26 protein-coding genes are annotated in these 24,598 nt (G+C 58.4%); 4 read left to right on the top strand and 22 right to left on the bottom strand.

The window, feature by feature from the left end; translation table 11 throughout:
- Positions 1–2: 2 nt before the first annotated feature.
- The 18 genes from ACR0NE_RS12195 to ruvC all read right to left on the bottom strand — a co-directional run bounded on the left by ACR0NE_RS12195 (position 3) and on the right by ruvC (position 16,437).
- The gene (locus ACR0NE_RS12195) at positions 3–632 is read right to left on the bottom strand and encodes a LytTR family DNA-binding domain-containing protein (protein ID WP_480459686.1); all 630 of its coding nucleotides are present in this window, start codon (positions 630–632) and stop codon (positions 3–5) included.
- A 329-nt stretch (positions 633–961) separates the two neighbouring features.
- Positions 962–1,852 (bottom strand): bifunctional methylenetetrahydrofolate dehydrogenase/methenyltetrahydrofolate cyclohydrolase FolD, encoded by an 891-nt coding sequence (gene folD, locus ACR0NE_RS12190; RefSeq protein ID WP_170596984.1) that lies wholly within the window; start codon positions 1,850–1,852, stop codon positions 962–964.
- Between the two features lie 53 nt (positions 1,853–1,905).
- Positions 1,906–2,211: a chorismate mutase gene (locus ACR0NE_RS12185; RefSeq protein WP_170424305.1), complete on the bottom strand. Its 306-nt coding sequence runs from the start codon at positions 2,209–2,211 to the stop codon at positions 1,906–1,908.
- Positions 2,212–2,268: 57 nt separating this feature from the next.
- Positions 2,269–3,945 carry a formate--tetrahydrofolate ligase gene (locus tag ACR0NE_RS12180; RefSeq protein ID WP_170511397.1) on the bottom strand — a complete coding sequence of 559 codons (1,677 nt, stop codon included), beginning with the start codon at positions 3,943–3,945 and terminating at the stop codon, positions 2,269–2,271.
- Positions 3,946–4,111: 166 nt separating this feature from the next.
- Positions 4,112–4,687, bottom strand: coding sequence for an MOSC domain-containing protein (locus ACR0NE_RS12175; RefSeq protein WP_170397378.1), 576 nt, complete (start codon positions 4,685–4,687; stop codon positions 4,112–4,114).
- A gap of 96 nt (positions 4,688–4,783) precedes the next feature.
- A complete protein-coding gene (gene ftsH / locus ACR0NE_RS12170; RefSeq protein WP_170424311.1) occupies positions 4,784–6,700 on the bottom strand; it encodes an ATP-dependent zinc metalloprotease FtsH in 1,917 nt (638 codons plus the stop codon).
- Positions 6,701–6,777: 77 nt separating this feature from the next.
- Entirely contained in the window at positions 6,778–8,031 is a 1,254-nt protein-coding gene (gene tilS, locus ACR0NE_RS12165) for a tRNA lysidine(34) synthetase TilS (RefSeq protein ID WP_170596983.1), read from the bottom strand.
- Positions 8,028–8,858: a tol-pal system protein YbgF gene (gene ybgF, locus ACR0NE_RS12160; RefSeq protein WP_170404791.1), complete on the bottom strand. Its 831-nt coding sequence runs from the start codon at positions 8,856–8,858 to the stop codon at positions 8,028–8,030. Before ybgF ends, tilS begins: the two co-directional genes overlap by 4 nt.
- 4 nt (positions 8,859–8,862) lie before the next feature.
- A complete protein-coding gene (gene pal / locus ACR0NE_RS12155) occupies positions 8,863–9,366 on the bottom strand; it encodes a peptidoglycan-associated lipoprotein Pal (protein ID WP_170397385.1) in 504 nt (167 codons plus the stop codon).
- Between the two features lie 86 nt (positions 9,367–9,452).
- Positions 9,453–10,772, bottom strand: coding sequence for a Tol-Pal system beta propeller repeat protein TolB (tolB, locus tag ACR0NE_RS12150; RefSeq protein WP_170466163.1), 1,320 nt, complete (start codon positions 10,770–10,772; stop codon positions 9,453–9,455).
- A complete protein-coding gene (locus ACR0NE_RS12145) occupies positions 10,769–11,872 on the bottom strand; it encodes an energy transducer TonB (RefSeq protein ID WP_170596982.1) in 1,104 nt (367 codons plus the stop codon). Before ACR0NE_RS12145 ends, tolB begins: the two co-directional genes overlap by 4 nt.
- Positions 11,873–11,887: 15 nt before the next feature.
- Positions 11,888–12,358, bottom strand: a complete 471-nt coding sequence (gene tolR, locus ACR0NE_RS12140; protein WP_170424320.1) for a protein TolR — start codon at positions 12,356–12,358, stop codon at positions 11,888–11,890.
- A 2-nt stretch (positions 12,359–12,360) separates the two neighbouring features.
- Entirely contained in the window at positions 12,361–13,056 is a 696-nt protein-coding gene (gene tolQ, locus ACR0NE_RS12135) for a protein TolQ (RefSeq protein ID WP_170397391.1), read from the bottom strand.
- Between the two features lie 105 nt (positions 13,057–13,161).
- Positions 13,162–13,545 (bottom strand): tol-pal system-associated acyl-CoA thioesterase, encoded by a 384-nt coding sequence (gene ybgC / locus ACR0NE_RS12130; RefSeq protein WP_170596981.1) that lies wholly within the window; start codon positions 13,543–13,545, stop codon positions 13,162–13,164.
- Complete coding sequence (locus ACR0NE_RS12125) at positions 13,542–14,165, bottom strand: hypothetical protein (protein WP_170596980.1); 624 nt, start codon at positions 14,163–14,165, stop codon at positions 13,542–13,544. The genes ybgC and ACR0NE_RS12125 overlap by 4 nt, the downstream gene beginning before the upstream one ends.
- A gap of 64 nt (positions 14,166–14,229) precedes the next feature.
- Positions 14,230–15,249, bottom strand: coding sequence for a Holliday junction branch migration DNA helicase RuvB (gene ruvB, locus ACR0NE_RS12120; RefSeq protein WP_170397397.1), 1,020 nt, complete (start codon positions 15,247–15,249; stop codon positions 14,230–14,232).
- Positions 15,250–15,265: 16 nt separating this feature from the next.
- Positions 15,266–15,943 carry a Holliday junction branch migration protein RuvA gene (ruvA, locus tag ACR0NE_RS12115; protein WP_170596979.1) on the bottom strand — a complete coding sequence of 226 codons (678 nt, stop codon included), beginning with the start codon at positions 15,941–15,943 and terminating at the stop codon, positions 15,266–15,268.
- Positions 15,940–16,437, bottom strand: coding sequence for a crossover junction endodeoxyribonuclease RuvC (gene ruvC, locus ACR0NE_RS12110; protein WP_170404395.1), 498 nt, complete (start codon positions 16,435–16,437; stop codon positions 15,940–15,942). Before ruvC ends, ruvA begins: the two co-directional genes overlap by 4 nt.
- Positions 16,438–16,770: 333 nt before the next feature.
- Here ruvC and ACR0NE_RS12105 point away from each other — a divergent pair, with 333 nt between their 5' ends.
- The gene (locus ACR0NE_RS12105; protein WP_170397404.1) at positions 16,771–16,986 is read left to right on the top strand and encodes a DUF1127 domain-containing protein; all 216 of its coding nucleotides are present in this window, start codon (positions 16,771–16,773) and stop codon (positions 16,984–16,986) included.
- Between the two features lie 108 nt (positions 16,987–17,094).
- Here ACR0NE_RS12105 and ACR0NE_RS12100 read toward each other — a convergent pair whose 3' ends face one another.
- From ACR0NE_RS12100 to ACR0NE_RS12085, 4 genes are all read right to left on the bottom strand, one after another.
- Positions 17,095–17,439 carry a hypothetical protein gene (locus ACR0NE_RS12100; RefSeq protein WP_170397406.1) on the bottom strand — a complete coding sequence of 115 codons (345 nt, stop codon included), beginning with the start codon at positions 17,437–17,439 and terminating at the stop codon, positions 17,095–17,097.
- Between the two features lie 104 nt (positions 17,440–17,543).
- Complete coding sequence (locus ACR0NE_RS12095) at positions 17,544–18,416, bottom strand: 50S ribosomal protein L11 methyltransferase (protein ID WP_170596978.1); 873 nt, start codon at positions 18,414–18,416, stop codon at positions 17,544–17,546.
- Between the two features lie 66 nt (positions 18,417–18,482).
- Positions 18,483–19,715: an MFS transporter gene (locus tag ACR0NE_RS12090; RefSeq protein ID WP_170596977.1), complete on the bottom strand. Its 1,233-nt coding sequence runs from the start codon at positions 19,713–19,715 to the stop codon at positions 18,483–18,485.
- Between the two features lie 79 nt (positions 19,716–19,794).
- Complete coding sequence (locus tag ACR0NE_RS12085) at positions 19,795–21,990, bottom strand: primosomal protein N' (RefSeq protein WP_170596976.1); 2,196 nt, start codon at positions 21,988–21,990, stop codon at positions 19,795–19,797.
- Between the two features lie 88 nt (positions 21,991–22,078).
- Here ACR0NE_RS12085 and fsa point away from each other — a divergent pair, with 88 nt between their 5' ends.
- The 3 genes from fsa (at position 22,079) to ACR0NE_RS12070 (ending at position 24,554) form a co-directional block, all read left to right on the top strand.
- The gene (gene fsa, locus ACR0NE_RS12080) at positions 22,079–22,732 is read left to right on the top strand and encodes a fructose-6-phosphate aldolase (protein WP_170397415.1); all 654 of its coding nucleotides are present in this window, start codon (positions 22,079–22,081) and stop codon (positions 22,730–22,732) included.
- Positions 22,733–22,929: 197 nt separating this feature from the next.
- Positions 22,930–23,637 carry a DUF484 family protein gene (locus ACR0NE_RS12075; protein WP_170397417.1) on the top strand — a complete coding sequence of 236 codons (708 nt, stop codon included), beginning with the start codon at positions 22,930–22,932 and terminating at the stop codon, positions 23,635–23,637.
- Positions 23,634–24,554 carry a tyrosine recombinase XerC gene (locus tag ACR0NE_RS12070; protein WP_170596975.1) on the top strand — a complete coding sequence of 307 codons (921 nt, stop codon included), beginning with the start codon at positions 23,634–23,636 and terminating at the stop codon, positions 24,552–24,554. The genes ACR0NE_RS12075 and ACR0NE_RS12070 overlap by 4 nt, the downstream gene beginning before the upstream one ends.
- Positions 24,555–24,598: the final 44 nt, after the last annotated feature.

Raw genomic sequence — 24,598 nt, 5'->3', positions numbered from 1 at the left:
TTCTAGAGCAACCCGTCGTCCACGAGCTGTTGCTTGTATTTCCTGCTGACAGGAACCTGATCGCCGTTGCTGAGGTGCAAAAAGGATTTTCCCTTTTCTTTTTCGACCCCAACAATCGCCGAATCCACAACCCAGTGTGAACGGTGCGTACAATGGCCTTGTACCGGCTCCATCTCGGCAATCGCGTCGGTAAAGCGCGAGCGGATTGTAAACGTGCCATCGGACGTGACCACGTCGACATAGTGATCGCGCACGGTCAACCGATAAACCTGCCCCTCGAACTTGGCAGGCAAACGATTGAAAAGACGTGGTCTGGGTTCGTATAGCGGTGCTGCGGTTTCTTCCCGCTGACGCACCAGCAAAAGTCCGGTGGCGAAGAGAAGACCATAAGGGGCGACTTTCAATATGCCCGGTGCCATCAATCCATTTAGCGTGAACAGAATCCAGGTCAGCAACCACAGCGATGGGGCAAACAATGTCAGGATCAACAGGACGAAGGCAAAATCACGCACCAGCAATCCTGATCGATTGAGCCGTTCGCGTACCAGCTTTCCAGCCGACCAAGTCGCTGCAAGCGCGAGCAGCATAACACCTGTCCAGAACACCATCCGCTGACTGAATGGCAGTGTCATATCCCGAAAGGGGGCAAAGGAATACGCCAATAAAGGAATAAAAACGAGGCCCGCCACTAACCGTTGAAGGCTTACTAACGAGAAGATCGGACTCAGCTTCATCATACCAGGTAACGCACCTCGCCAAAGGCAAAACCATGAAACACGAACAGACAGGATTATAACCCCTTAAACGGCTGGAATAGAAGGATTATCACCGACCGACGCCAGGTCAAGTCAAGATGTAGTTATATAAATATCCTAATCTAATGAAAAAGGCCGGAGAGCTTTTCGCTCTCCGGCCAATTCAATCATTGACCTTGCGCCCGAATTGAACCCGGAGGTTGCAATTAGGCAGTCAGGCCTTCCGGTTCAGGCAAGCCGTTTGCGCGGCAAGCCGCGGTGAGCGTGTTCGCAAGAAGGCAGGCGATCGTCATAGGGCCAACTCCACCGGGAACAGGGGTAATCGCACCAGCGCGTTCTGCCGCAGTGGCGTAGTCAACGTCGCCAACAAGCTTGTTCTTGCCGTCGCGTTCGATCCGGTTGATGCCGACATCGATCACGGTTGCGCCTTCCTTGATCCAGTCACCCGGAACCATCTCGGGGCGACCAACTGCGGCGACCACAATATCAGCACGACGCACAACATCGGGAAGATCTTTGGTGCGGCTATGCGCGATGGTCACGGTGCAACTGTCGCCCAGAAGCAACTGCGCCATCGGCTTGCCCACGATGTTCGACCGGCCGATCACTACAGCATCCATGCCGGACAAAGAGCCGTGGTGATCGCGCAACATCATCAGACAGCCCAGCGGAGTGCACGGCACCATTGACTTCTGACCTGTTCCCAGCAGGCCCACATTCGAGATGTGGAACCCGTCCACATCCTTTGCCGGATCGATCGTGTTGATCACCAGATCTTCGTTCAGATGCTTGGGCAGCGGCAGTTGCACCAGAATGCCGTGCACCGCAGGGTCATTGTTCAGTTTGTCAATCAGCGCCAGCAGGTCCTCTTCGGAGGTCTCTGCATCCAGCTTGTGCTCGTACGAGTTCATGCCGACCTCGACGGTCATCTTGCCCTTAGAACGGACATAGACCTGGCTGGCCGGGTCTTCGCCCACCAGAACCACCGCCAGACCGGGGGTGATGCCGTTCTCTTCTTTCAGCTTTGCAACCTGGTCAGCCACCTGCGCGCGCACTTTGGCGGCAAAGGCCTTTCCGTCGATAACCTGCGCTACCATTCTTTGATCCCTTCTTTCACAAAACGGATCGGGCGCACTAGGCGCCCGTTTCTTCAGTCTGGGCCGAGCACGCGTTCTTCGCGGGCAATCGACCAATCAATCAGTATACGCCAGAGCTTTTCGGCAAGATCGGGGTCCATACCCAACTCATCCGAGCTCTTGCGGACGCGCTGCACCACATCTTCGACACGTTCCGGGATGCGGGCTGGCAGGCCCTCGCCGGGTTTCAGCTGCGACGCGCGGTCGATATAGGTTGCGCGCTTTACCAGCAACCCAATCAATTGGCGGTCCAGCTTGTCGATCTGAGGCCGCAATTCCTTCATCGAATGACAGTCTTGCGGAGGTATCAGAGTGGGCATTTTGGTCTCCTGCGGCCCGGGGATATCCCCGGACCACGAGATGTCTTATTTGAGCGCTTAGAACAAGCCCTCGATCTCACCTGCGTCGTTAAGGCAGATGGTTTCGGCGGCCGGTTTGCGCGGCAGACCGGGCATGGTCATGATCTCACCGCAGACAACGACGATGAAACCAGCTCCGGCGCTCAGGCGAACCTCACGCACCGGAACCGAATGGCCGGTGGGCGCGCCGCGCAGCGACGGATCGGTCGAGAACGAATACTGGGTTTTTGCCATGCAGACCGGCAGGTTGCCATAGCCTGCTTCTTCCCATTCGCGCAGTTGGTTGCGGATCTTGTTGTCGGCCAGAACTTCGTCGGCGCGATAGATACGCTTGGCGATAGTTTCGATCTTCTCGAACAGCGGCATGTCGTCTGGGTAGATCGGTGAGAAGTTCGCGGCACCATTTTCGACGATTTCGACAACTTTTTCGGCCAGAGGCGCAGAGCCGTCCGAACCCAGCTCCCAGTGACGCGAAAGGATCGCCTCAACACCATGCTCGCCGCAGTAGTCCTTGACCGCCTGAACTTCGTCATCGGTGTCGGTGACGAAGTGGTTGATCGCGACGACAACCGGAACACCGAAGGATTTGACGTTTTCGATGTGACGACCCAGGTTGGCGCAACCTGACTTCACAGCGTCAACGTTTTCCGCACCCAAGTCAGCCTTGGCCACGCCGCCATTCATTTTCATCGCGCGCACGGTGGCAACCAGTACCACTGCCGACGGAGCAATACCCGCCTTGCGGCACTTAATGTTCATGAACTTCTCGGCACCGAGGTCAGCACCAAAGCCCGCTTCGGTGACAACATAGTCGGCCACTTTAAGCGCGGTCTTGGTTGCGATGACCGAGTTGCAGCCATGCGCGATGTTTGCGAAGGGACCACCGTGAACGAAGGCCGGGTTGTTTTCCAGCGTCTGCACCAGGTTCGGCTGCATCGCGTCTTTCAACAGAACGGTCATTGCACCTTCTGCCTTGATATCGCGGCAGTAAACCGGGGTCTTGTCGCGGCGGTAAGCAACAATAATGTCGCCCAGACGCTTCTCCAGATCTTTCAAGTCGTTTGCCAAGCAAAGGATCGCCATGACTTCGGACGCCACGGTGATGTCAAAGCCTGCTTCACGCGGGAAACCATTCGACACGCCGCCCAGAGACGCCGTGATCTGACGCAGAGCACGGTCATTCATGTCGACGACGCGGCGCCATGCAACGCGGCGGGTGTCGATTTCCTGCTCGTTGCCCCAGTAGATGTGGTTGTCGATCATCGCCGACAGCAGCGAGTGGGCCGAGGTGATGGCGTGGAAGTCACCTGTGAAGTGCAGGTTCATTTCTTCCATCGGAACAACCTGCGCGTAACCGCCACCTGCGGCGCCGCCCTTCATGCCGAAGTTCGGGCCAAGCGAAGCTTCGCGGATACAGATCATCGCGTTCTTGCCGATGCGGTTCAAGCCGTCGCCCAGACCTACGGTGGTGGTGGTCTTGCCTTCACCTGCGGGGGTTGGGTTGATCGCGGTCACCAGGATCAGCTTGCCGTCTTCGCGGTCCTGTACCGAGTTGATGAAGTCCTGGCTGACTTTGGCCTTGTCATGGCCGTAAGGCAGCAGATCATCGCTGGAGATACCCAGCTTCGCGCCGATTTCCTGAATCGGCTTTTTGTTCGCCTCGCGGGCAATCTCAATGTCGGATTTGTAGCTCATTGGGCAGGGTCCCTGATTGAATTCCGTGCAAAACCGACGCACGGGCGTCGGCGCTGCGCAACATATACTGATGTACACAACACTGATGGCTAAGGATTCCGACATTTTCATGCCGCGAAACGGCGTTGCGAGAAATCGTAATGCGCAAATCGGAAACGGATTGAACCTATGGGTTCCAAAGGGGCTGATCCGGCACAAACAATTGCATCTTGTCGCCGCGTTTCAGAGCCCCCGGACGTTCGACCCAAGCCGTTATCCCGCGTCGCCCTTTGGCCGCAGGTTTGAATGCCGCCCCGTAACCAGTGTGATCCGCCTCGATCTCACGGCCCGGAAGAACGCAGGGGGCGTTTTCCATGTCCACAGTGATCGTTAAACCGCTCTCGGCCTGCAACCGCGAAGATGGAGGGATATGAGAGAAATCGGGAATGCCCTTCAGGACAATCGAAGCCCCAAGGTAAGACGGATCAAGCGTTGCCAACTCCATCTCAGCCGCAATATCACCCAATTCCTCTGCCGACAGCACTGACAGTTGCCGCACATTCCGGATCTCGGTGCCCTTTGGATAGAGATTCGCTACTCGAACACAGGACGCCCTATTGAGCCCCTGATGCCGTTCCCCCTGAACGCCATCAAAATTCAGGTCCAAATCGTTGACAGGCTTGGCCCGCAAAGACTGGCCTGCTGGAACATGGCCCAGCCATACCACCTCGGCTGAATATTCTGTTTCACGCAAGAATGGCATGAGGCGCCCCCCCTTCAATGACAGGTTAGCAGGCATAATGCCCAGCAACGCCCTGATGAAAAGAGAAAACCCGGAGGCTGGCTCCGGGTTTTGCAATTATGCGGTGGGTTCTGGTTCCATCCCGCCATCTGGCGGCGATTTCTTGGACTTGGTCTTCGGGATGGCAGTCACGCTGGGGGCGTTGCCCTCATCGGGGCTGTCGCCCTCATCATCGCTTTCGGTGGGCGGTTCGCCATTCATGACGCGCTTGATCTCATCGCCGGTCAGGGTTTCGTATTCCAGCAAACCTTGCGCCAGACGCTCCCATTCCTCGTTCTTATCGGTCAGGATCTTGTGCGCGCGCTCATAGCCTTGCTGGATCAGGCGCTTTACCTCTTCTTCGATCAGCTCTTTGGTATGGGCCGATACCGAGAACCCAGCGGTGTTGCCCTGATAGCCTTCATGCGCCTCGGCATAGTCGATGTTGCCGACCTTGTCCGACATGCCCCAGCGCATCACCATGGCGCGCGCCAGTTGGCTGGCCTGCATGATATCGCCCGCAGGGCCGTTCGACACGTGATCTTCGCCGTATTTAATCACCTCGGCGGCCTTGCCTGCCATAGTCATGGCCAGCTTCTGCTCACACTCATCGCGGTGATAGTTCAGACGATCCATTTCGGGCAGTGACACAACCATACCCAGCGCACCACCGCGCGGAATGATGGTCGCCTTATAGACCGGATCGCACAGCGGCAGTTCCAGACCCACAACGGCATGGCCGGCCTCGTGATAGGCGGTTTTTTCCTTCTGGTCCTGCGTCAGCACCATCGAACGGCGCTCGGCCCCCATCATCACCTTATCTTTGGCGTTCTCAAAGTCCTCCATGGTGACAAAGCGACGACCGACGCGGGCGGCCATCAATGCGGCCTCGTTCACGAGGTTCGCCAGATCAGCACCCGAAAAGCCCGGCGTGCCGCGCGCGATAATGCGCAGGTCGACATCGGGACCCAGAGGCGTCTTGCGCGCGTGCACGCCCAGAATCTTTTCGCGGCCTTTGATGTCGGGGTTGCCAACAGTCACGTTGCGGTCAAACCGGCCCGGACGCAGCAGCGCAGGGTCCAGAACGTCCTTCCGGTTGGTGGCCGCCAGAATGATCACGCCTTCATTGGCCTCGAAACCGTCCATCTCAACCAGCAGCTGGTTGAGAGTCTGTTCGCGTTCGTCGTTACCGCCGCCATAGCCAGCACCACGATGGCGCCCCACGGCGTCGATTTCGTCGATGAAGACGATACAAGGCGCGTTCTTCTTGGCTTGCTCGAACATGTCACGTACACGCGATGCACCAACACCAACGAACATTTCAACGAAATCGGAACCTGAGATCGTAAAGAACGGCACACCCGCCTCGCCCGCAATCGCACGGGCAAGCAGCGTCTTACCAGTGCCCGGAGGGCCAACCAGCAGCGCGCCTTTGGGAATCTTACCGCCCAAACGCGAAAATTTCTGCGGGTTGCGCAGGAATTCCACGATCTCTTCCAGCTCTTCCTTGGCCTCGTCGATGCCCGCAACGTCGTCGAACGTCACCCGGCCGTGCTTTTCGGTCAGCATCTTGGCCTTGGACTTGCCAAAACCCATCGCGCCACCTTTGCCGCCACCCTGCATCCGGTTCATGAAATAGACCCAGACGCCAATCAACAGCAGGAAGGGCAGCAGCGTGATCAGGAACGACTGGAAACCCGATTGCTGCTGTTTTTCAGCACGTACGGGGATGTTCTTGTCGATCAGCAGCTTCGTCACCTCGGCATCGGTGGGTTTGATGGTGACAAAGTCCTGATTCTCATTCGTGCGATAGCGGATCTGTTCGCCATCTAGCGTGACGCTGGTGACGTCTCCGGCGTCCACGGCGCTGACGAATTCGGAATAGGTGCGTTCATTGTTCTGAAGCGACCCGCTGGGTCCACTGAACAGGTTGAACAGTGCCAGGATCAGCAGAAACAGAACGACCCAGAAGGCGATGTTGCGAGCGTTGCCCAAGGAAAATCTCCCGAAAGGTTTCGGCAGGTGGGGACCTGCCGGGGTTGTTCCTTAAAATAGAGAGGATTGTGGCAGGTTCAATGAGATAAAATCACCGCATCGAAGTCGGACCTTTCTGGAAGCAGTTCGGCGCGCCATTCGTTTGCAAAACCGACCAGGGGTGCAGCCAATAGAGTGCCTTCGGCCCAAACCGAGGGCGTCGACAACACTGCAGCGCGAGGTTTGCCCACAGAGCGCCAGTTTTCCAGCTGCAATATACCATCCTCACCAAGCGCCCGGATTTCCGCAACTTCAGTTTTTGGCCCGGACATAATCCAACGCCTGTCCCAAGGTTCTGAGGGGCGCGCGTGCTGATTGCTGACGGCGTTTAGCTCTCTGCAAATCCAAGTTTTTTTGCCTTCCGGGGTAAAAATACAGCCCCCAAGGGTGGCCGTCTGAGCAGACGATATCGAATCCAACACTTGATCCACCGCTTTGTGTCGTGGCGGATACTCTCCCCCTGCGATCCATGAAACAGACGCGGTCACAAGCCGACGACGGATTTCTTCGGGCAGAGTTTCGAAACCTTCGCGATCAATGCAAAGATCGCCATCCGTCACCGTCATGCACCGGAAAGCGGATTCTTGCGCGTATTGCGCCAATGCTTCATGCGCTTGCGCCATATTTTCAGCGACCCGTGATAATGACTCTGCCGTGATCCCGATTTGATTTAATCCGGAAAGTGCCTGGCGGGCTTTGATCCGGTCAAAACGAGGGTCCTGATTCGACGGATCATCAATCCACGAAATACCTTGCGCAGTCAGATATTCCCGAAGATCGGAGCGTGTCGTGGACAGCAATGGGCGCAGCAATGTGACCCGACCTTCTTTTCGCGATACAGCCATGGCCGAAAGCCCCGAAACGCCGGAAGCACGGGCCAGCCGCATCAGTACCGTTTCAGCCTGATCATCCTCCGTGTGGCCCAGCGCAACTGCCTCTAGGCCCTTCGATTCGGCCCACGCGACCAGCAACCGGTATCTCGCACGCCGCGCCTGATCCTGCAGATTTCCGGATCCATCCCACCCCTGCCATTTCAGCGTTTCATGAGGAATGCCTAAGCGCTGCGCCAGTGTCGCGACGGCCAAGGCCTCGGAGGCAGATTCAACTCGCAGACCGTGATCAACGGTCGCCGCAAACAGCTCGATCTGCTCTTGTCGCGCGATATCAAACAGCAAATGCAACAGGGCGGTCGAATCGCTGCCCCCTGATACCGCCACCCCCAGCCGGCGCGGTGGTGGATCCGGCAGACCCGCCCGCAGATTTGCCCGAAGCGTATCGGCGTCAGAGGTCAAGAACAGCCCAGCGTTGCCATTTCCTGTGTGGCCGAAGCAGCTGGTGCCGATGCCGGAAACCGAACGCCAACTTCGCCGAGAGTGATGCAAGCCTGATCGGTTTGGCCCAGCTGTCCAAGCGCTGCGCCCAACTCAAACAACGCCTCGGGTGCCAGAGGCCCTTCGGAGTCGCCCGTGAAGCTGGCCAGAAAGGCGCGCGCCGCTTCGCGTGTATCGCCCACCCCTTTCAGCGCCTGCCCGCGCCGCAGGTTGGCTTGGCTCGCCAGCGGGCTGCCCGGATAGGACTGGTCGAATTGCGCAAACAGATCGGCCGCGGTCTGGAAATCTCCATCCACCAGGGCCTGCGAAGCGGCATCAAAATCCGCTTGTTCACCGACTGCAAGCTCCCCCTGATCAGTGACCGTGGGTTGCGTAGGGTTGGGGGTGGGTGCCACAGCCACATCGGTCGATGTCTCACCACCCAGCGTTGAGGTTTCGCCCAGCGCGCTCAGATCACCGCCTTCAAGTTCAACCAGACGAAACTCCAAATCACCTATACGATTGGTGCCATCGGTCACGACATTCTGCACCCGTTGGTTCAACTGCTCGGTCTGGCGTGTCAGGCGCTGCAATTCTGCCTCGATCGCATCAACACGCTCGAGCACGGAACTGCCGGACAGGTTTGGCGCGGGGGACCCAGTGGTTGAAAACTCGCGCTTGAGACGCTGAATTTCCACATGCAGCACGGTTAATTCCTGACGGATATCCGCCAGCGTCTGCTGATCCTGTGCCTGTGCCATACCAGCGACGGTCACGACCGCCGCCAGAACCAAACCTGCAATTCGCATCATCTTACCCCAAGGTTGAACCGGTCAGCACCGTCACCGCGCGGCGGTTTTTCGAATAGCAATCCTCGGTGCTGCAAATTTCGATCGGGCGTTCCTTGCCATAGCTGACGGTGGTCAACCGGTTGCCTGCCACCCCGCGTGAGATCAGATACTCCCGCGCCGCATTGGCCCGGCGAGCTCCAAGCGCAAGGTTGTATTCGCGCGTGCCCTGCTCGTCCGCATGGCCTTCGATATTGGCGACAAAATCCGGATTGGCGAGCAGCCAATCGGCCTGCCCTTGCAGAATCGTCTGCGCCTGCGGGCTGAGCGTGGACTGATCGACCGCGAACAGAACCCGGTCACCAACTGTCTGCTGGAAATAAGCCGGTGAGCGCGGATCACTGGGTGAGCCCGGAACCAGCGCGCCGCTGCCACCAGCGCCGCCACCCAGAGCCGACGGATCATTATTGGAACAGGCCGCAATCAGGGTCAGCGCCCCAATTGCCGCGACTTTGCTCAACAGTTTCATCTCAAGTGCCTCGTGTTTCGTTGTTTATTGCCGCGCTTCTACCACATTGCGGGTTTGTTGTGAACTTTACCTGCTGTCTGTTCCGATCAATTCTGCAGTGGCCCCCAAGACGGGTCGCTACCGCCATCCGGCGTTCTAACAGGACGCAAGTTACGGCCCGAAATATCCACAGAGTAAAGCGTCGATCGACCGCTTGCCCCCTGCGTTTCGCGGGTGAACATGATGACCCGCCCGTTTGGCGACCATGTGGGACCTTCGTCCAGGAACGAGGCGGTCAAAAGGCGCTCTTCGCTGCCATCCGTGCGCATAACACCGATGTGGAAGCGACCTTTGTTCTGCTTGGTAAAGGCAATCAAGTCACCACGCGGAGACCAGACCGGCGTACCATAGCGGCCTTGCCCAAAACTGATCCGCGTTGCCTCGCCTCCGTTGGCGGGCATGATGTAAAGCTGCGGAGTGCCCGACCGGTCGCTTTCAAACACGATCCGACTGCCATCTGGCGCATAGCTTGGTGCAGTTTCAATCGCGGGCGTATTGGTCAGTCGCACGCTTTGGCCCGAGGCCAGATCCATTTTCCACAAATCCGTGTTTCCGCCTTGGGTCAACGAATAAACAATTGAACGACCATCCGGAGAGAAGCGCGGTGAGAAACTCATGGTGCCTTCCTGCGTTTTCAACTCCTGCCGCTTCACGCGGCCGACATCCAGAACGTAAATACGCGGCTGACCGGTCTCGTAGCTGGTATAGAGCAACTGGTCGCCCGTCGGTGAGAACCGAGGCGCCAGAACAATCGCTGCGCTGTCGGTCAGATACTGCACATTAGCGCCGTCGTAATCCATTATGGCCAACCGTTTGCGCCGTTGATCCTTTGGGCCGCTCTCCGACACGAACGCGACACGGCTGTCGAAATAGGCGCCCTCTCCCGTGATCCGGGTATAAACCTGATCCGCGACCTTATGCGCCATGCGCCTCCAACCGTCGGTTGTTCCTGCAAACTGCAAACCGTTGCCGAGTTCCTGCCCCGAGAAGACATCCCAGACCCGGAACCGGACCGTCAGGCGCTTGCCCGACACGTTGACCGCCCCTGTCACCAGTGCTTGAGCGTTGATCGCCTTCCAATCAGCGAACTGTACCGGCGCGTCAAAACTGCTGACGCGGCTGATATATGCATCCGACGAGATTTCACGAAACAGGCCCGTTCCGGTCAGGTCAGACACGACCACCCGCGAGATATCTTGTGCATATTGTGCCGCCGAGGGACCGTCAGGCACAAAGCTTGGCACGGCAAACGGCATAGGTTCGATGATCCCTTCATCGATTTCCAGACGCAGCGGGCCACTTTGGGCGTAGGCCGAGGTCGAAAGAAGGGTCAGGCCAATTAAGAGGCTGGTCAGAAGTTTCATCATTTGATCCGCATCCTCTCGGGATTGAATGTAATCTCAATATCCTGCCATTGATCGTATTTGTCAGCAGGTAGGTCATATCCTTTAGACCCACAGCGCAAAATTGCGCGCCGCGCGGCTTCGTAGGCTTGTTTTGCTGATGCGGCCGAGCCGCCTGTACTGTCGAGTAGCTGCAAACTGCCGCCAACCACTTTGCCATCTCTGGTTAACGAAAACCCGACAACAACCACGGATTCCAGCGCATCCGTCGACAGGGACCCGACATTCCAACACCGCGACACCGCAACCCGCATCGCGTCTTTTTCACCGCTTGTCAGTGGTGGGCCCGAAGGTTCGGTGCCATTGCCCAATGCTTCGGCCAAGGCGTCATTGATCGCTTGCTCGTTTTGCACAGGTTCAGTCGGCGCGGGCTCGGGCGTTTCTGCAACTTCAGGCTCTGGCTGGGGTGCCGGTCGGTTCGGGCGCACGCGCGGACGAGGAGAGGTTCGCGGGGCCGGATCTTCGACTTCTTCCGCCTCGGTCACGATCTCGGGCGCGGCCTCTTCCGGTGCCGTTTGATCCTGCTGTTCTTGTTGGATTTCCGCCCCTTCATCCAGCGAAACCGGAGGGGTTTCAATGTCATCCGGCTTGGCCTCGGGCGGAGGAGGAGCAATCTGCTCGGGCGCGATCTTATCCGCAGGGCTTGGTTCTGCCTCTGGGCCCGGAGGCGCAGGAAGCGCCGCCAGCTCAGGCTCGGGCTCTTCAAGCATTGGAGGCTGTTCTATCAGTTCGGGTTCAGGTGGGATTTCCACTGTTTCTGGTTCTGGTTCCGGTTCCGGATCCGGTTCGGGTTGAGCAACCTGCTCAGGTTCGGGCGTATCTTCCGGCGTCGGGTCCAGTATTTCGATCTCATCAGGTTCTGCAGGCTGTTGCAGTTCAGCCGGGTCAGTCGGCACCTCGGGTGCCTCGCGTTGCGCGGTCATGGCCGCAAACTGCTCAGCCGAGATCACCGAGACATCCTGTACAGCCATCGGCAGCGGCTCGGACCGGAAGGTCCCGCCGATCAGCGCCCAGCCAATCAGGCTGACATGCGCAATTGCCGAAATCTTGGTGCCGGTATCCACCGCGCAGCCTCACTCTCACCCTTCGTCCAGCGTTGGCCCGCCGGTATCGGTCACAAGGCCAACGTTGGAAAACCCGCCCGCGTTCAAAGCACCCATGACCTGCATCACTTGCGCATATGGAATCGCGCCGTCGGCACGCAAGAACACGCGGTCGCTGCTGCGCTCAGCTGCGATCGCGCGCAGCTTACCGATCAGTTCTTCGCGCAGCACATCCGTGGTCTGGATCTGCACGCGCCCATCTGCGGTCAGGGTCACAGTCAGCGGCTCTTCGTTGTCACCGGGTAAGGCACTTGCGGCAGTCTTGGGCAGATCGACAGGTACGCCGACGGTCAACAATGGGGCCGCCACCATAAAGATGATCAGCAACACTAGCATGACATCAACAAAGGGCGTCACGTTGATCTCGGCCATCGGTTGGGCGCGCCCGCGCCGCCGCCCGCGCCTGCGTCCGTTCCCGCCCGAGCTTTGCTGAACTGCCGCACCCATCGTCAGCTATCCAACTGACGCGACAGGATTGTGGCGAATTCATCGGCAAAGGCTTCATACCCACCCACGATCCGGTCGCTATCCGCGCTGAGCTTATTGTAGAAAATCACTGCCGGGATCGCGGCCAGTAGGCCCAAACCCGTAGCCAGCAGAGCCTCGGCAATACCTGGGGCGACAACAGCAAGGTTGGTATTTTGCTGCTCTGCAATTTCGATAAAGGCATTCATGATGCCCCACACCGTGCCGAAAAGGCCGATGAACGGGGCCGTTGAGCCAACCGTAGCAAGAATGGGCAACCCTTTCTGCAGCCCCTCAGCCTCTTTCGCGATCGCCACGTCCATCGAGCGATCGATCCGCGCCGTCGCTCCTGCGATCAAGCCGCCATCGGTGCGGTGCGAGCGTCGCCACTCGATCATCCCCGCCGCGAAAATCTTCTCGGAACTGCCATCGGGCTGGGTTCCGATCTGCTCGAACAGCTCATCCAGCGGATTGCCAGACCAGAAGCTTTCATCGAATACCTGCGCCTCGCGCCGCGCGGCTCGGTAGTTGATCAGTTTCTGAATGATAATGCCCCAGGACCAGATGGATGCACCGATCAGCATCAACATCACCAGTTTGACGATAAAGGTCGCGCGGGCATACAGCCCCCACATGGAGAAATCGATCTCCTGCGCCAGCGCCAGCGTTTCAGCTTCCATGAACCTGCTCTTTGTTTTGCCTGATGGCCATTTGGCCTTGTTTTGCCAAACGCTAACGCAGATGGAGATGAAAAGCCAACAGAACCACCCCGGAGGCTGAAAATGTTACATCAATGCGCGAATCTCTGCCGGAAGGCGCACGGGCTTGCCCTGCGCATTCATACAGACGGCCGTTACTACGGCGCGGAAAATCTCGGTCTCGCCACGCTTGACCAATTGCGACATTGTCAACCGAGCGCCCGATAGCGAAACCATCTCGGTCTCGACCATCAGCTCGTCTTCAAACCTAGCGGCGGCGAGATAATCCGCCTCGATCCGCCGCACGACCCAGACAATGCCTGCGTCCCGCATCGCGTTCTGATCATTACCCAGTTTACGCACCCAGTCCGACCGGGCGCGTTCGATGAATCTCAGATAATTTGCGTGATAGACCACGCCTCCCATGTCGGTGTCTTCGTAGTAAACACGGACCGGGTAGAGATGCTTCATTGCGACGGCTCCAATCTGGCGAACAAGCGCAGCGCATGAGAGGGATCCTGCGCGGCACCGGGCAGAACAGGATCGTAGGCGGCGCGGATCAAGGCCGCAATATCAGGCCGCAAGATCGTCGCGTCACCAGCAATCGCCAGAGGTGAGGCGCTGCGAAAAGCTGTGTCGGACCAAAGCAGGATCGTTTGTACAACCTGGCTTAACGCCAGCGTTTCTGCCAGCACTTTCGACAGCTCTTTGTCCATGCGCAAAAACACAAATGCCGCGCGGATAGCGCCGTCATCCTCGAACCGAAATATGCGATACTGATTGGCATCGGCAGCCACAAGCCGGTCGACCAGTGGGGCCAGATCCGGGATCAGGCGATCCAGATCGGGCACGTCCAACAATTCCTGCCACTCACGGAAGAAGAACACCATGCAATTGGCACCCAGTTCGGGATCCGTCTCGGCCATCTTGTGATTTGCCAGAGTGACAACCGCCTCGAACGCACCTTTTACGGTCGACAGCGTTTCATCCTCGACACCAAACACGATGGGCACGATGGGTCTGCCCCAGCGCGCAAACAGAAACTCACCGCTATCGCGTGTGAACAGCGCCTCAATCTCATCGGGTGTCACGCCCTAGTCCTTCTTCTCGATTTAGATACGACTGCCTGAGGCTTAAAATCTAATGCGCCCCACTTCAACCAAACAGATCGCTCTGTCCTTTGGGTGCAGCCATCCCCAGATGCGTCCATGCCTTTTGCGCCAGCATCCGTCCGCGCGGAGTGCGCTGGATCAGGCCTTGCTGCAGGAGATAAGGCTCGATCACCTCTTCCAGCGAATCCCGGCTTTCGGACAACGCCGCCGAGAGTGTTTCAATCCCCACTGGCCCGCCCGCATAGTTCTCGGCAATCAGCTTCAAATACCGGCGGTCGGCCCCGTCCAGACCAAGGTTATCGACCCCCAGCCGGGTCAGTGACCCATCCGCCAAGTCGCGCGTAATCCGCCCATCGCCTTCAACAATGGCAAAATCCACTACGCGTCTCAGCAGACGACCGGCGATCCGTGGTGTTCCACGAGACCTGCGCGCGATCTCACGCGCGCCTTCGTCATCCGCAGGTGCGCCCAGTTTGCGGGCATTGCGGGTGACGATCTCGTGCAACTCGTCGACCGTATAGAACTGCAGCCGGGTCGGGATGCCAAACCGATCGCGCAACGGCGTGGTCAGCAACCCCATCCGCGTTGTCGCCCCGACCAGCGTAAATGGCTGCAGCTCGATCCGTACAGTCCGCGCCGCCGGACCTTCACCAATGACAAGATCCAGCTCGAAATCCTCCATCGCGGGGTACAGCACCTCTTCGACCGCCGGGTTCAGACGGTGAATCTCGTCGATGAACAAGACATCCCGCGATTCCAGATTGGTCAGAATCGCCGCCAAATCCCCCGCCTTGGCCAGAACCGGCCCCGAGGTCATGCGGAAATTCACTCCCAACTCGCGCGCCATGATCTGCGCAAGCGTGGTCTTACCCAATCCAGGTGGACCATGGAACAGCGTGTGATCCATCGCCTCACCGCGTTGGCGGGCCGACTGGATGAAGATGCGTAGGTTGGCCCGCGCCTCGGCCTGACCAATGAATTCATCCAGCCCCTGCGGGCGCAGGGCGCGGTCATTGTCCTCGGGCATCGGCTCGGGTCGCAGGGCGGGATCAGCGTCTACCATTCAGTTACCCTTTCACTCAGCCCTTGGGGGCCAGTAGCTTCAGCGCGGCGCGTATCAGATCGGCCTCGCCCGCATCTGGCATATTAGCCGCTGCCTCGGCCACGGCCGATGCCGCCTCGGACGGTCCATAGCCCAGATTGCCCAACGCCGACAGCGCATCCGCAGAAGCAGCGGCAGCGCCCGAGGTCGGTTTGGCCACCCGTTTCGGAACAGGCGCAGGCTCGGTCGTCTCAACCACTTCAAGTGCCGGGCCATCCATCGCTTCGGTCACCGTGCCGCCCATCGCCATCACACCCGGGGCCTTGTCCTTGAGGTCAAGCACGATCCGTTGCGCGGTCTTGGGGCCGACACCCTTTGCGGCCTTCACGGCCCCCCAGTCGCCCAAGGCAATCGCGCGGCTGACACCATCGGGCCCCAGCGCACTAAGAATGGCCAGCGATACCTTCGCACCCACACCCTGAACCGAGCACAGCAGACGGTGCCATTCCTTCTCGACCAAGGACAGAAAACCATAAAGCTGCATCAGGTCTTCGCGCACGACCATATCGGTGTAGATTGACATTGCCTCACCCACCCCCGGCAGGGCCGCCATGGTCCGGTCCGAGCAATAGACGATATAGCCGACCCCCCGCACGTCGATCAGAACGTGATCCGCCGCGCGGTAATCCAGCCGTCCAGTGAGCTTGCCGATCATGCGCGTACCTCTTTCATCCGTGCCTGCGGTGCGGCGCCATAGTAGGAATGGCAGATGGCAATCGCCAATGCATCCGCAGCATCCGCCCCTTTGGGAGAACAACCGGGCAGTTGGAGTTTGACCATATGCAGGACCTGCTCTTTTTCGGCGTGCCCGACGCCCACCACCGTTTTCTTGACGCGGTTGGGGGCGTACTCGCCAACCGGCAAACCCGCCTGCGCAAGCGTCAGAAGCGCAACACCACGCGCCTGACCCAGTTTCAGTGTACCGGCCCCATCTTTGTTGACGAAGGTCTGTTCAATTGCCGCCTGATCTGGATTGTGCTCGGCGATGACTTCGACGATTTGATTGTGTAGCGACAGCAGCCTTTCCCCCAGATCATCACCATCGGATTTGCACAATCCATTCGCAACGTGGCTCAGGCGGCTGCCATGCGATTCGATGACGCCCCATCCCAAGGTTCTAAGCCCTGGATCAATGCCCAGAATTCGCATGTTTTGTCTCGGCCTGCTCGGGTTTGTGTGATCTTTTTTCATCGACTAGCACGAAGCGTGAACATTTTCCAAGGAAATCAACTCAGGGTCCAAAACCGACATTCATGTCGCCTCCGGTTCCTCGCGGCCTGTTTGCGACCGGGTTAGGTTCGTTTTCGACGTTATTCCGATCCAACTTTAACCAATGATTTAAGGGGTTTTCATCAATTTCGAGCGTTGCAAAAAATGCATAGGACACATGCAATTTCTGCGCTTGCGCACGGCTAAACTCATCACTAGATGCCGCTCAGATCGCAAGATCAGAGTTTAACTCAAACCAGAAGGAAACAGGATATGGCTGCACTGGATACCACCCGCACCACCACTGGCTCATTCGGCCTCGTCGGCCGTATCGGCGCACTTTTTGCATCGGTCGTAAACGCCGTTGTTGAATGGAATGACGCCCGCGCAACCCGTAACGCGCTGAACGGTCTTTCTGACCGCGAACTGGATGATATCGGACTATGCCGCGGCGACATCGACGTTGTCGCCGAAGGCCGCCGTTACTGAGATAACGGACTACCGCATACGCCCCTTCCTCCTCCCTGTGGGGCAAACAGAAACACCGCACGCCGTGAGGCATGCGGTGTTTTTATTAGGAGGGTGCAAGATATCCGGTTAGAACCATACCTTGTTCAGTTGGCTCGAGAAAAACGCGGTCACCGGATCGGCCTGCATGATCCAGGCGCCAGCTTTCTCAACCGGCGTGCCCTGATTCAGGCTTTCAACACGCGTTTCGTACGCAGTCGGGCCAAGATGAGACAGTAAAAAGGCCTTGAAGGCAAAGAAGCCAACCAAACACAGTAACAAAACCCTCGCTGGAACTGCTGAACGCATACGTTGTGGTTTCATCACCACCAGCCCGTCTGAGCGCAACGTGGCACGATAGCCGCGGCTGAGTTTCTGGTGCTTTTTGTTCAAACGCGAGATGCGTTGATCGAATTCGAGTTGTTTTCCTGTCATGGCAGCCTCCGAAAACCGCCCCCCGAGTGCATTGAAAGACGTTAATTAGAGAATGCGACAAAAACGTGGCAAAAATCCACAAAACTCCCGTAAATGGCCTAAATTCAGCCCTGTTTGCTTAAGATTAGCGTCGTCCACTCACCAATCCGATCCTGGCGAACCAGATTGAAGCCGTTTTGGAGATAAACCGAGATCACGTTTTCGGCCTGCTCATTGAGGATTCCCGATAGAATCGCTTGTCCACCCCCCCGCAGGTTCGCCGAAATTTCAGGCGAAAGGGCCACGAGCGGACCTTTTAGGATATTGGCGAATATCAGATCGTAAGGCGCATGCGCCTTCAGATCCGGGTGATCGAAACCTGCAGCTTCAACACATTTAACCGCACCCGCCATACCGTTCGCCCGTAGGTTGGCCTCGGCCACGTCGACGGCAACCTCATCAATGTCGCTGGCGATGATATCGCCATCCCAAACTCGAGCTGCGGCCATCGCCAGCACGGCAGTACCGCAGCCGATATCGGCAACTTTGGTGGCCGTGAACCCATGATCCAGAAGATGGTCCAAAGCCTTGAGGCAACCAAGCGTTGTCCCATGGTGCCCTGTGCCAAAGGCCATCGCAGCTTCGATCAGCAGCGGAATGCGGCCTTCGGGCAGTTTGTCGGCATCATGGCTTCCATAGACAAAAAACCGACCGGCCTCGACTGGGGCTAGTTCGCGGCGGACATGGGCGACCCAATCCGTTTCGGGCAGTTCCGAGACCACAAAGGGCTTGGCCTCGAACGCGGCGGCCAGAACCGCCAGCGCGGTTTCATCCGGGGTTTCGGTAAAATAGCCGCCGACTTCCCACAGGCCCGAGCCATCCTCGACCTCGAACACGCCGACGCCGGTTGGTTCCGGGTCCAGCCGTTCCATCGCCTCGCCCAATCCTTCGGCGGCTTTCTTGCCGTTCAAAGTGGTCAGAGCAGTGAATGTTGGCATGGGGGCCTCCTGTTTCGATCGAAACAGCGCCTAGGGGCACCGACCGCCAAGGTCAAGCGGAGTCGCTTATTCGGCGGGCGCGGGGGCGTATTTCGACAGGATGGTTTCGTTGCCCGGTTCCGGATGACGCGGGATCAGTAGTGACAGCAGAAGCGAGATGATCGCCATTGCAGCGGCCAAACCAAACACTGCGCCGGGCGAAACGACCCATAGCAGACCTAAAAGTGCTGGCAGGAAAACAGCGGCGATATGATTTATGGTAAATGCGACCGCCGCAGTGGGCGCAATATCCGCCGGGTCGGCGATCTTCTGGAAATAAGTTTTCAAAGCCAACGCCAGAGCAAACAGCACATGGTCGATCACATAGAGGATCGCCGCCAGCAGCACGCCCCAGCTAAACCAGTAGATGCCGCCATAGGCTGCGAAAACGATGGCGAGCCCGGCATATTCAAAGATCAGAGTGCGGCGTTCGCCAAACCGCGCGACTGCCTTGCCCAGCAGCGGAGCCGCCATCATGTTGATCATAAGGTTGATCAGGTAAAGGCTGGTCAGTTCGTGTACTTCAAAGCCGAATTTCTCGACCATCATGAAACCGGCGAACACGACAAAAATCTGCCGCCGCGCGCCCGCCATGAACTGTAATGCATAATACAGCCAGTAGCGGCGGCGTAGGATCAGCTTCTTGGTCTGCGGCGTCGGTGCGTCGAATTGCGGGTAAGCAATCAAGCAAAACAATGCCAGCAAAGTTGTCACGCCGCCTGCCGCCATGAACACGAAGTTATAGGACAGGTCGAAGCGGTCCCATGTCAGAACGATCAACCCATAGACTACAGCCGTCGCAGCCGAGCCCATAGCCACCAGCCAGCCAAGCACCTGCGGCGCACGGTCTTTAGGCAGCCATTGCAGCTGCAGTGACTGGTTCACCGTCTCATAGTAGTGAAACCCGATCGAGCTGAACAGCGTCACAAACAGCAGCCCGCCAAGGCTGGGAAACCAGGCCGTCACCGCCGTCGCCACGCCTAACATCATCAATGAGATCATGGCCAGTACCTGCTCGCGGATGAAAATGATCACCGCAATCACGCCAACGGCCAGAAAGCCCGGAATCTCGCGTACCGTGTGCAAAAGCCCGATATCCGCCCCGTCGAAGTTCGCCGCCTCGATGACGAAATTGTTCAGCAATGCACTCCACGCGTTAAACGCGATCGGCATGGTCAACGCCATCACGAACAAGAGCGTCATAGGGCGGCGCCAGAGCGGAAGACTCTGCGCCTCAGACAAGGGCATGGGTTTCAGCATGAGGATGCTCTACGCCCATTTGTACTTTTTGGCGAGGGGAAAGCGGCCGGCGCACAGCTGCTCTGCACTGATGCAGGGGTCAGTAGAAGCTTTGTGGATCGATATCCACGGTCAGGCGGATATCGCCTTTCAACTTCAACGGGGCGATCCAGCGGGCGATGGCGTCCTGAATAGGCGCACCTTTCGGGGCTTTGACCAACAGCCGGACGCGGTGACGCCCACGTATGCGCGCGATCGGGGCTGGAGCAGGGCCAAATACCTGAGCACCAACATCGCGCAACGGCGCATCGTTGCGCGCCATGGCGTTGCCGATGTCGAAGACCGGCCCGACCTCGGGGCCAGACAGGACAATCCCGGCCATGCGGCCATACGGCGGCACCCCGGCGGCCTGACGCCCGGCGGCTTCAGCCTTCCAGAACCCTTCTTCATCGCCCGATAGAATCGCCCGGATCACCGGATGTTCCGGCTGGAATGTCTGCAACAACGCCTGCCCCGGTTTTTCCGCACGACCTGCCCGGCCCGCCACCTGCCGCATCAATTGAAAAGTTCGTTCCGCCGCGCGCAGGTCAGCCCCATGCAGGCTAAGGTCCGCATCGATCACCCCTACAAGTGTCAGCTTTGGAAAGTTATGTCCTTTGGCCACCAGCTGCGTCCCGATAACGATATCCGCATCGCCTTCGGCAATCTCTTCGATCTTGGCCTTCAGGGCACGAGCCGAACCAAACAGATCAGAGCTGAGCATAGCGATTTTGGCTTCAGGGAACGCCGCCTCGGCTTCTTCTGCCAGCCGTTCAATCCCGGGTCCGACCGGTGCCAGTTTACCCTCGACCCCGCAGGATGGGCAGGCATCTGGCATTGGCTTGGTCTCACCACATTGATGGCACATCAGACGCTTGAGGAACCGATGTTCAACCATTCGCGCGTCGCAATGATCGCAGGCAATCTGCTCCCCGCACGCCCGGCATAGTGTCACGGGCGCATAGCCACGGCGGTTGATGAACAGCAGTGACTGCTCTTCGCGTTCGATACGCTGTTGCACCGCCTGCCGCAGCGAGGGGGAAATCCAAGTCCCGGCCTGCATCTGCTCGGCGCGCATGTCGATCGGCTTCATTTCGGGCAGGACTGCTGCACCAAAACGCGAGGTCAGGTCCAGCCGTTCGTATTTACCCGCCTCGGCATTGGCCCAGCTTTCCAGTGAAGGCGTCGCGCTGGCCAGAATCACCCGCGCTCCGCAGATGGCCGAACGCAGAACGGCCATATCCCGCGCACTATAATGCACCCCATCTTCTTGTTTGTACGAGGTGTCGTGTTCTTCATCGACAACTACGAGACCAAGATCGCGAAATGGAAGAAACAGTGCTGACCGGGCCCCAACGACCAGTTGCGCATCACCCTGACCGACCATCCGCCAAACCCGGCGACGTTCGGTCATGGTCGCGCCCGAATGCCACTCAGCCGGACGCGCACCAAATCGCGCCTCGACACGGGTCAGAAATTCAGCCGTCAGCGCGATCTCGGGCAGCAAGACCAGTGCTTGCCGCCCCACGCGCAGGGCCTCGGCGACCGCCTCAAGATAAACCTCGGTCTTGCCCGAGCCCGTCACCCCTTTCAGAAGAGTCGTTCCATAATCTCCCGTCCGTTGCCCGGTCTGAAGCCGCATCACGGCCTCCGCCTGATCTTCGGTCAGGTCCTTTCCCGGCAATTCTGGATCAAGATGAGGATAGGGAAGATCACGCGGGCTGTCCTCTTCACGCACAGCGTTCTGTTTGACCAACCCCTTAATGACCGAAGATGTGACCCCCGCTTGCTCGGCCAGTTCCTTCAGCGTAAAGGCCAAGCCGCCATAGTCTCGCAAAACTTCAAGTACCCGCATTCGTGCGTCGGTCATTCGGTCCGGTTGACCACCGCCCAAACGATAAACCTTGCGCATTGAGGGCGGATCGCCCAACCCCGGCGCGCGCGTTGCTAGCCGCAGCATCGCAGGCATCGGCGTCAGGGTGTAGTCAGCCACTTTCCCCAGAAACACCCGCATTTCTTCACGCATCGGCGCGACCTCAAGCACCCGGTTCACCGACCGCGCCTTGGCCAGATCAAAACCACCCTGCCCCGGCCCCCAAACCACACCCAAGACTTTGCGCGGGCCCAAAGGCACCTCGACAAACGCCCCAAGAAAGCACCCGCCCTCGGGCGCTTTGTAATCCAACGTCCGGTCCAGCGGCTGCGTGGTCAGCACCGCAATCAGCTCTCCTTCGTCGAAAAATCCGTTAGCGCTCACGGCATATCCTTCGCAGGGGGTTCCAGCATGGGTCTCTTTGAGGTAAAGCCATCCGCGACCAAGGCCAACCCATCAAAGGACTGCCCTCATGAAATTCTTCGTAGACACCGCCGAGATCGACGCCATCGCCGAACTGAACGATCTGGGCATGGTGGACGGCGTAACCACCAACCCCTCGCTGATCCTGAAATCGGGCCGCGACATTCTGGAAGTCACCAAAGAGATCTGTGATCTGGTCGACGGCCCCGTCTCGGCCGAAGTTGTCGCCACCGAGGCCGACGACATGATCGCCGAAGGCCGTAAGCTGGCCAAGATCGCGCCCAACATCGCAGTCAAAGTACCGCTGACATGGGCTGGTTTGAAAACCTGTAAAACACTGACCGACGAAGGCCAGATGGTCAACGTGACCCTGTGCTTCTCGACCAATCAGGCGATTCTGGCGGCCAAAGCGGGCGCAACCTTCATCTCGCCGTTCATCGGACGTCTGGATGATATCAACCTAGATGGCATGGACCTGATCGCAGATATTCGCCAAGTTTATGACAATTACGGGTTCGAGACCGAAATCCTCGCCGCCTCGATCCGCACCGTAAACCACGTGACCGACAGTGCCCGCATCGGGGCTGACGTGATTACAGCACCTCCGGGCGTGATCAAAAAACTGGCCGACCACCCGCTGACCGACAAAGGCCTTGAAACTTTCCTGGCCGACTGGGCCAAGACAGGTCAGAAAATCCTCTGATCCCAAGCATTGCCGCGCGGTGCCATCAGGCACCGCGCCCGGCCCAACGGCAAAAGCTGATCTTTGATCAGCGCCGGGCAGGCGGGAGCGCCCGCCACAGCAACGACGAAATTCGCCTTTCGCGTGCATTTTTCCCAAGGCAAATCCAGCAACCCATGTTATAAGCCCGCCAAACAAAAAAAACGACCGGACGGGACATGAGCAGCGATCCTAAACTCAAGGACAATCTCCGCGCCGCAATTCTGGCTGAGCCTGACGCCGTGCTGGATGACAAAGACCTGATGCAGGCCTTGGTGGCTGCAAATGAGCAGGCGCGTGGTGACAACGTTATCGACCTGCGCGGTATCGCCATGCAGCGGCTTGAGGCGCGTCTTGACCGCCTTGAGGACACTCATCGCTCAGTCATCGCGGCGGCGTATGAGAACTTGGCGGGCACAAATCAGGTGCATCGCGCCATTCTTCGCCTGTTGGAGCCAACCGTGTTCGAGGATTTCCTGCGCGCGCTAGGCAATGACGTGGCCGAAATCCTGCGTGTCGATCACATCACTCTGGTCCTCGAAACAACCGTCGTACGTGATGATCCGGTGGTGAACCAGCTCGGCGGCGTGCTGACTGTGGCTGAGCCCGGCTTTATCGATAGCTATCTAACCGCTGACCGCAACGGTCAGCCGCGCGAGGTTACCTTGCGCGAAATCCGCCATCCCAATCCGCAAGTTTACGGTAAACAAGCCGATCAGCTACGATCCGAGGCCTGCCTGAAACTCGATCTTGGCACTGGCCGCCTACCCGGCATGATTGTCATGGGCGCGCGCGACCCGAGGCATTTCTCACCTCAGCTTGGCACTGATCTTCTTGCCTTCTTTGCCGGCGTGTTCGAACGCTCTATGCGCCACTGGCTGTCGTGAGCCTGATTTCCCCAGCCTGCCGCGATGCTCTGCAGCATTGGCTGGACAGTCTGGGGGCGCTGGCGGGGCGGTCTGAAAATACGCTCAACGCCTATCGCGGCGACGTGACAGAATTCCTGTCCTTCATGACCTTGCATCAAAGCGAACGCCAAGGGCTGGCCGCGCTGGAACGCATCAGCGTTTCTGACATGCGGGCCTGGATGGCAGAGCAGCGAAATTCTGATGTCGGCGCGCGATCTCTGGCGCGCAAGCTTTCTGCCGTCAAAACCTTCTATCGCTGGTTGGCCGAACGCGAAGGATTCGAACCTACTGCGGTGCTGTCCACCCGAACGCCTAAATTTACCAAGAAACTGCCCCGACCTCTGGCCGAAGATGCCGCGCGCGCAATGATCGACACGGTCGAGTTACAATCCTCATCGGACTGGGTCGCTGCACGGGATGTTGCAGTTGTGACGCTCCTCTACGGGTGCGGGTTGCGGATTTCCGAGGCGTTGTCTTTGACCGGTGTGGACGCTCCTCTGCCAGAAACGCTGCGCATATCGGGTAAGGGCGATAAGGAAAGAATCGTACCGGTCTTGCCTGCTGCTCGGGCTTCGGTGGATCGCTATCTTCACCTCTGCCCACACCCGCAATCCCCCGATAAGGCGTTGTTCCGAGGTGTCAGGGGCGGCCCGCTCAACCCCGGAATCATTCAGGCTGTGGTCGCCAAGGCACGGATGCAACTTGGCCTGCCCGCAACAGCCACCCCGCACGCGATGCGCCACAGCTTTGCCACCCATCTGCTGTCTGCGGGTGGCGACCTGCGCGCGATCCAAGAGCTTTTGGGTCACGCCTCGCTTTCGACCACGCAAACCTATACCGCAGTCGATACGGCCCGGTTGATGGAAGTCTATAACCGCACGCACCCAAAAGCCTGAAGCAAAGACCCTTTTTGCTTTGCATCTGCGCCTTGCTTCCGTCA

It is taken from the genome of Ruegeria sp. C9 (genome assembly GCF_056537585.1).
This window is presented reverse-complemented; position numbering and strand designations above follow the sequence as displayed.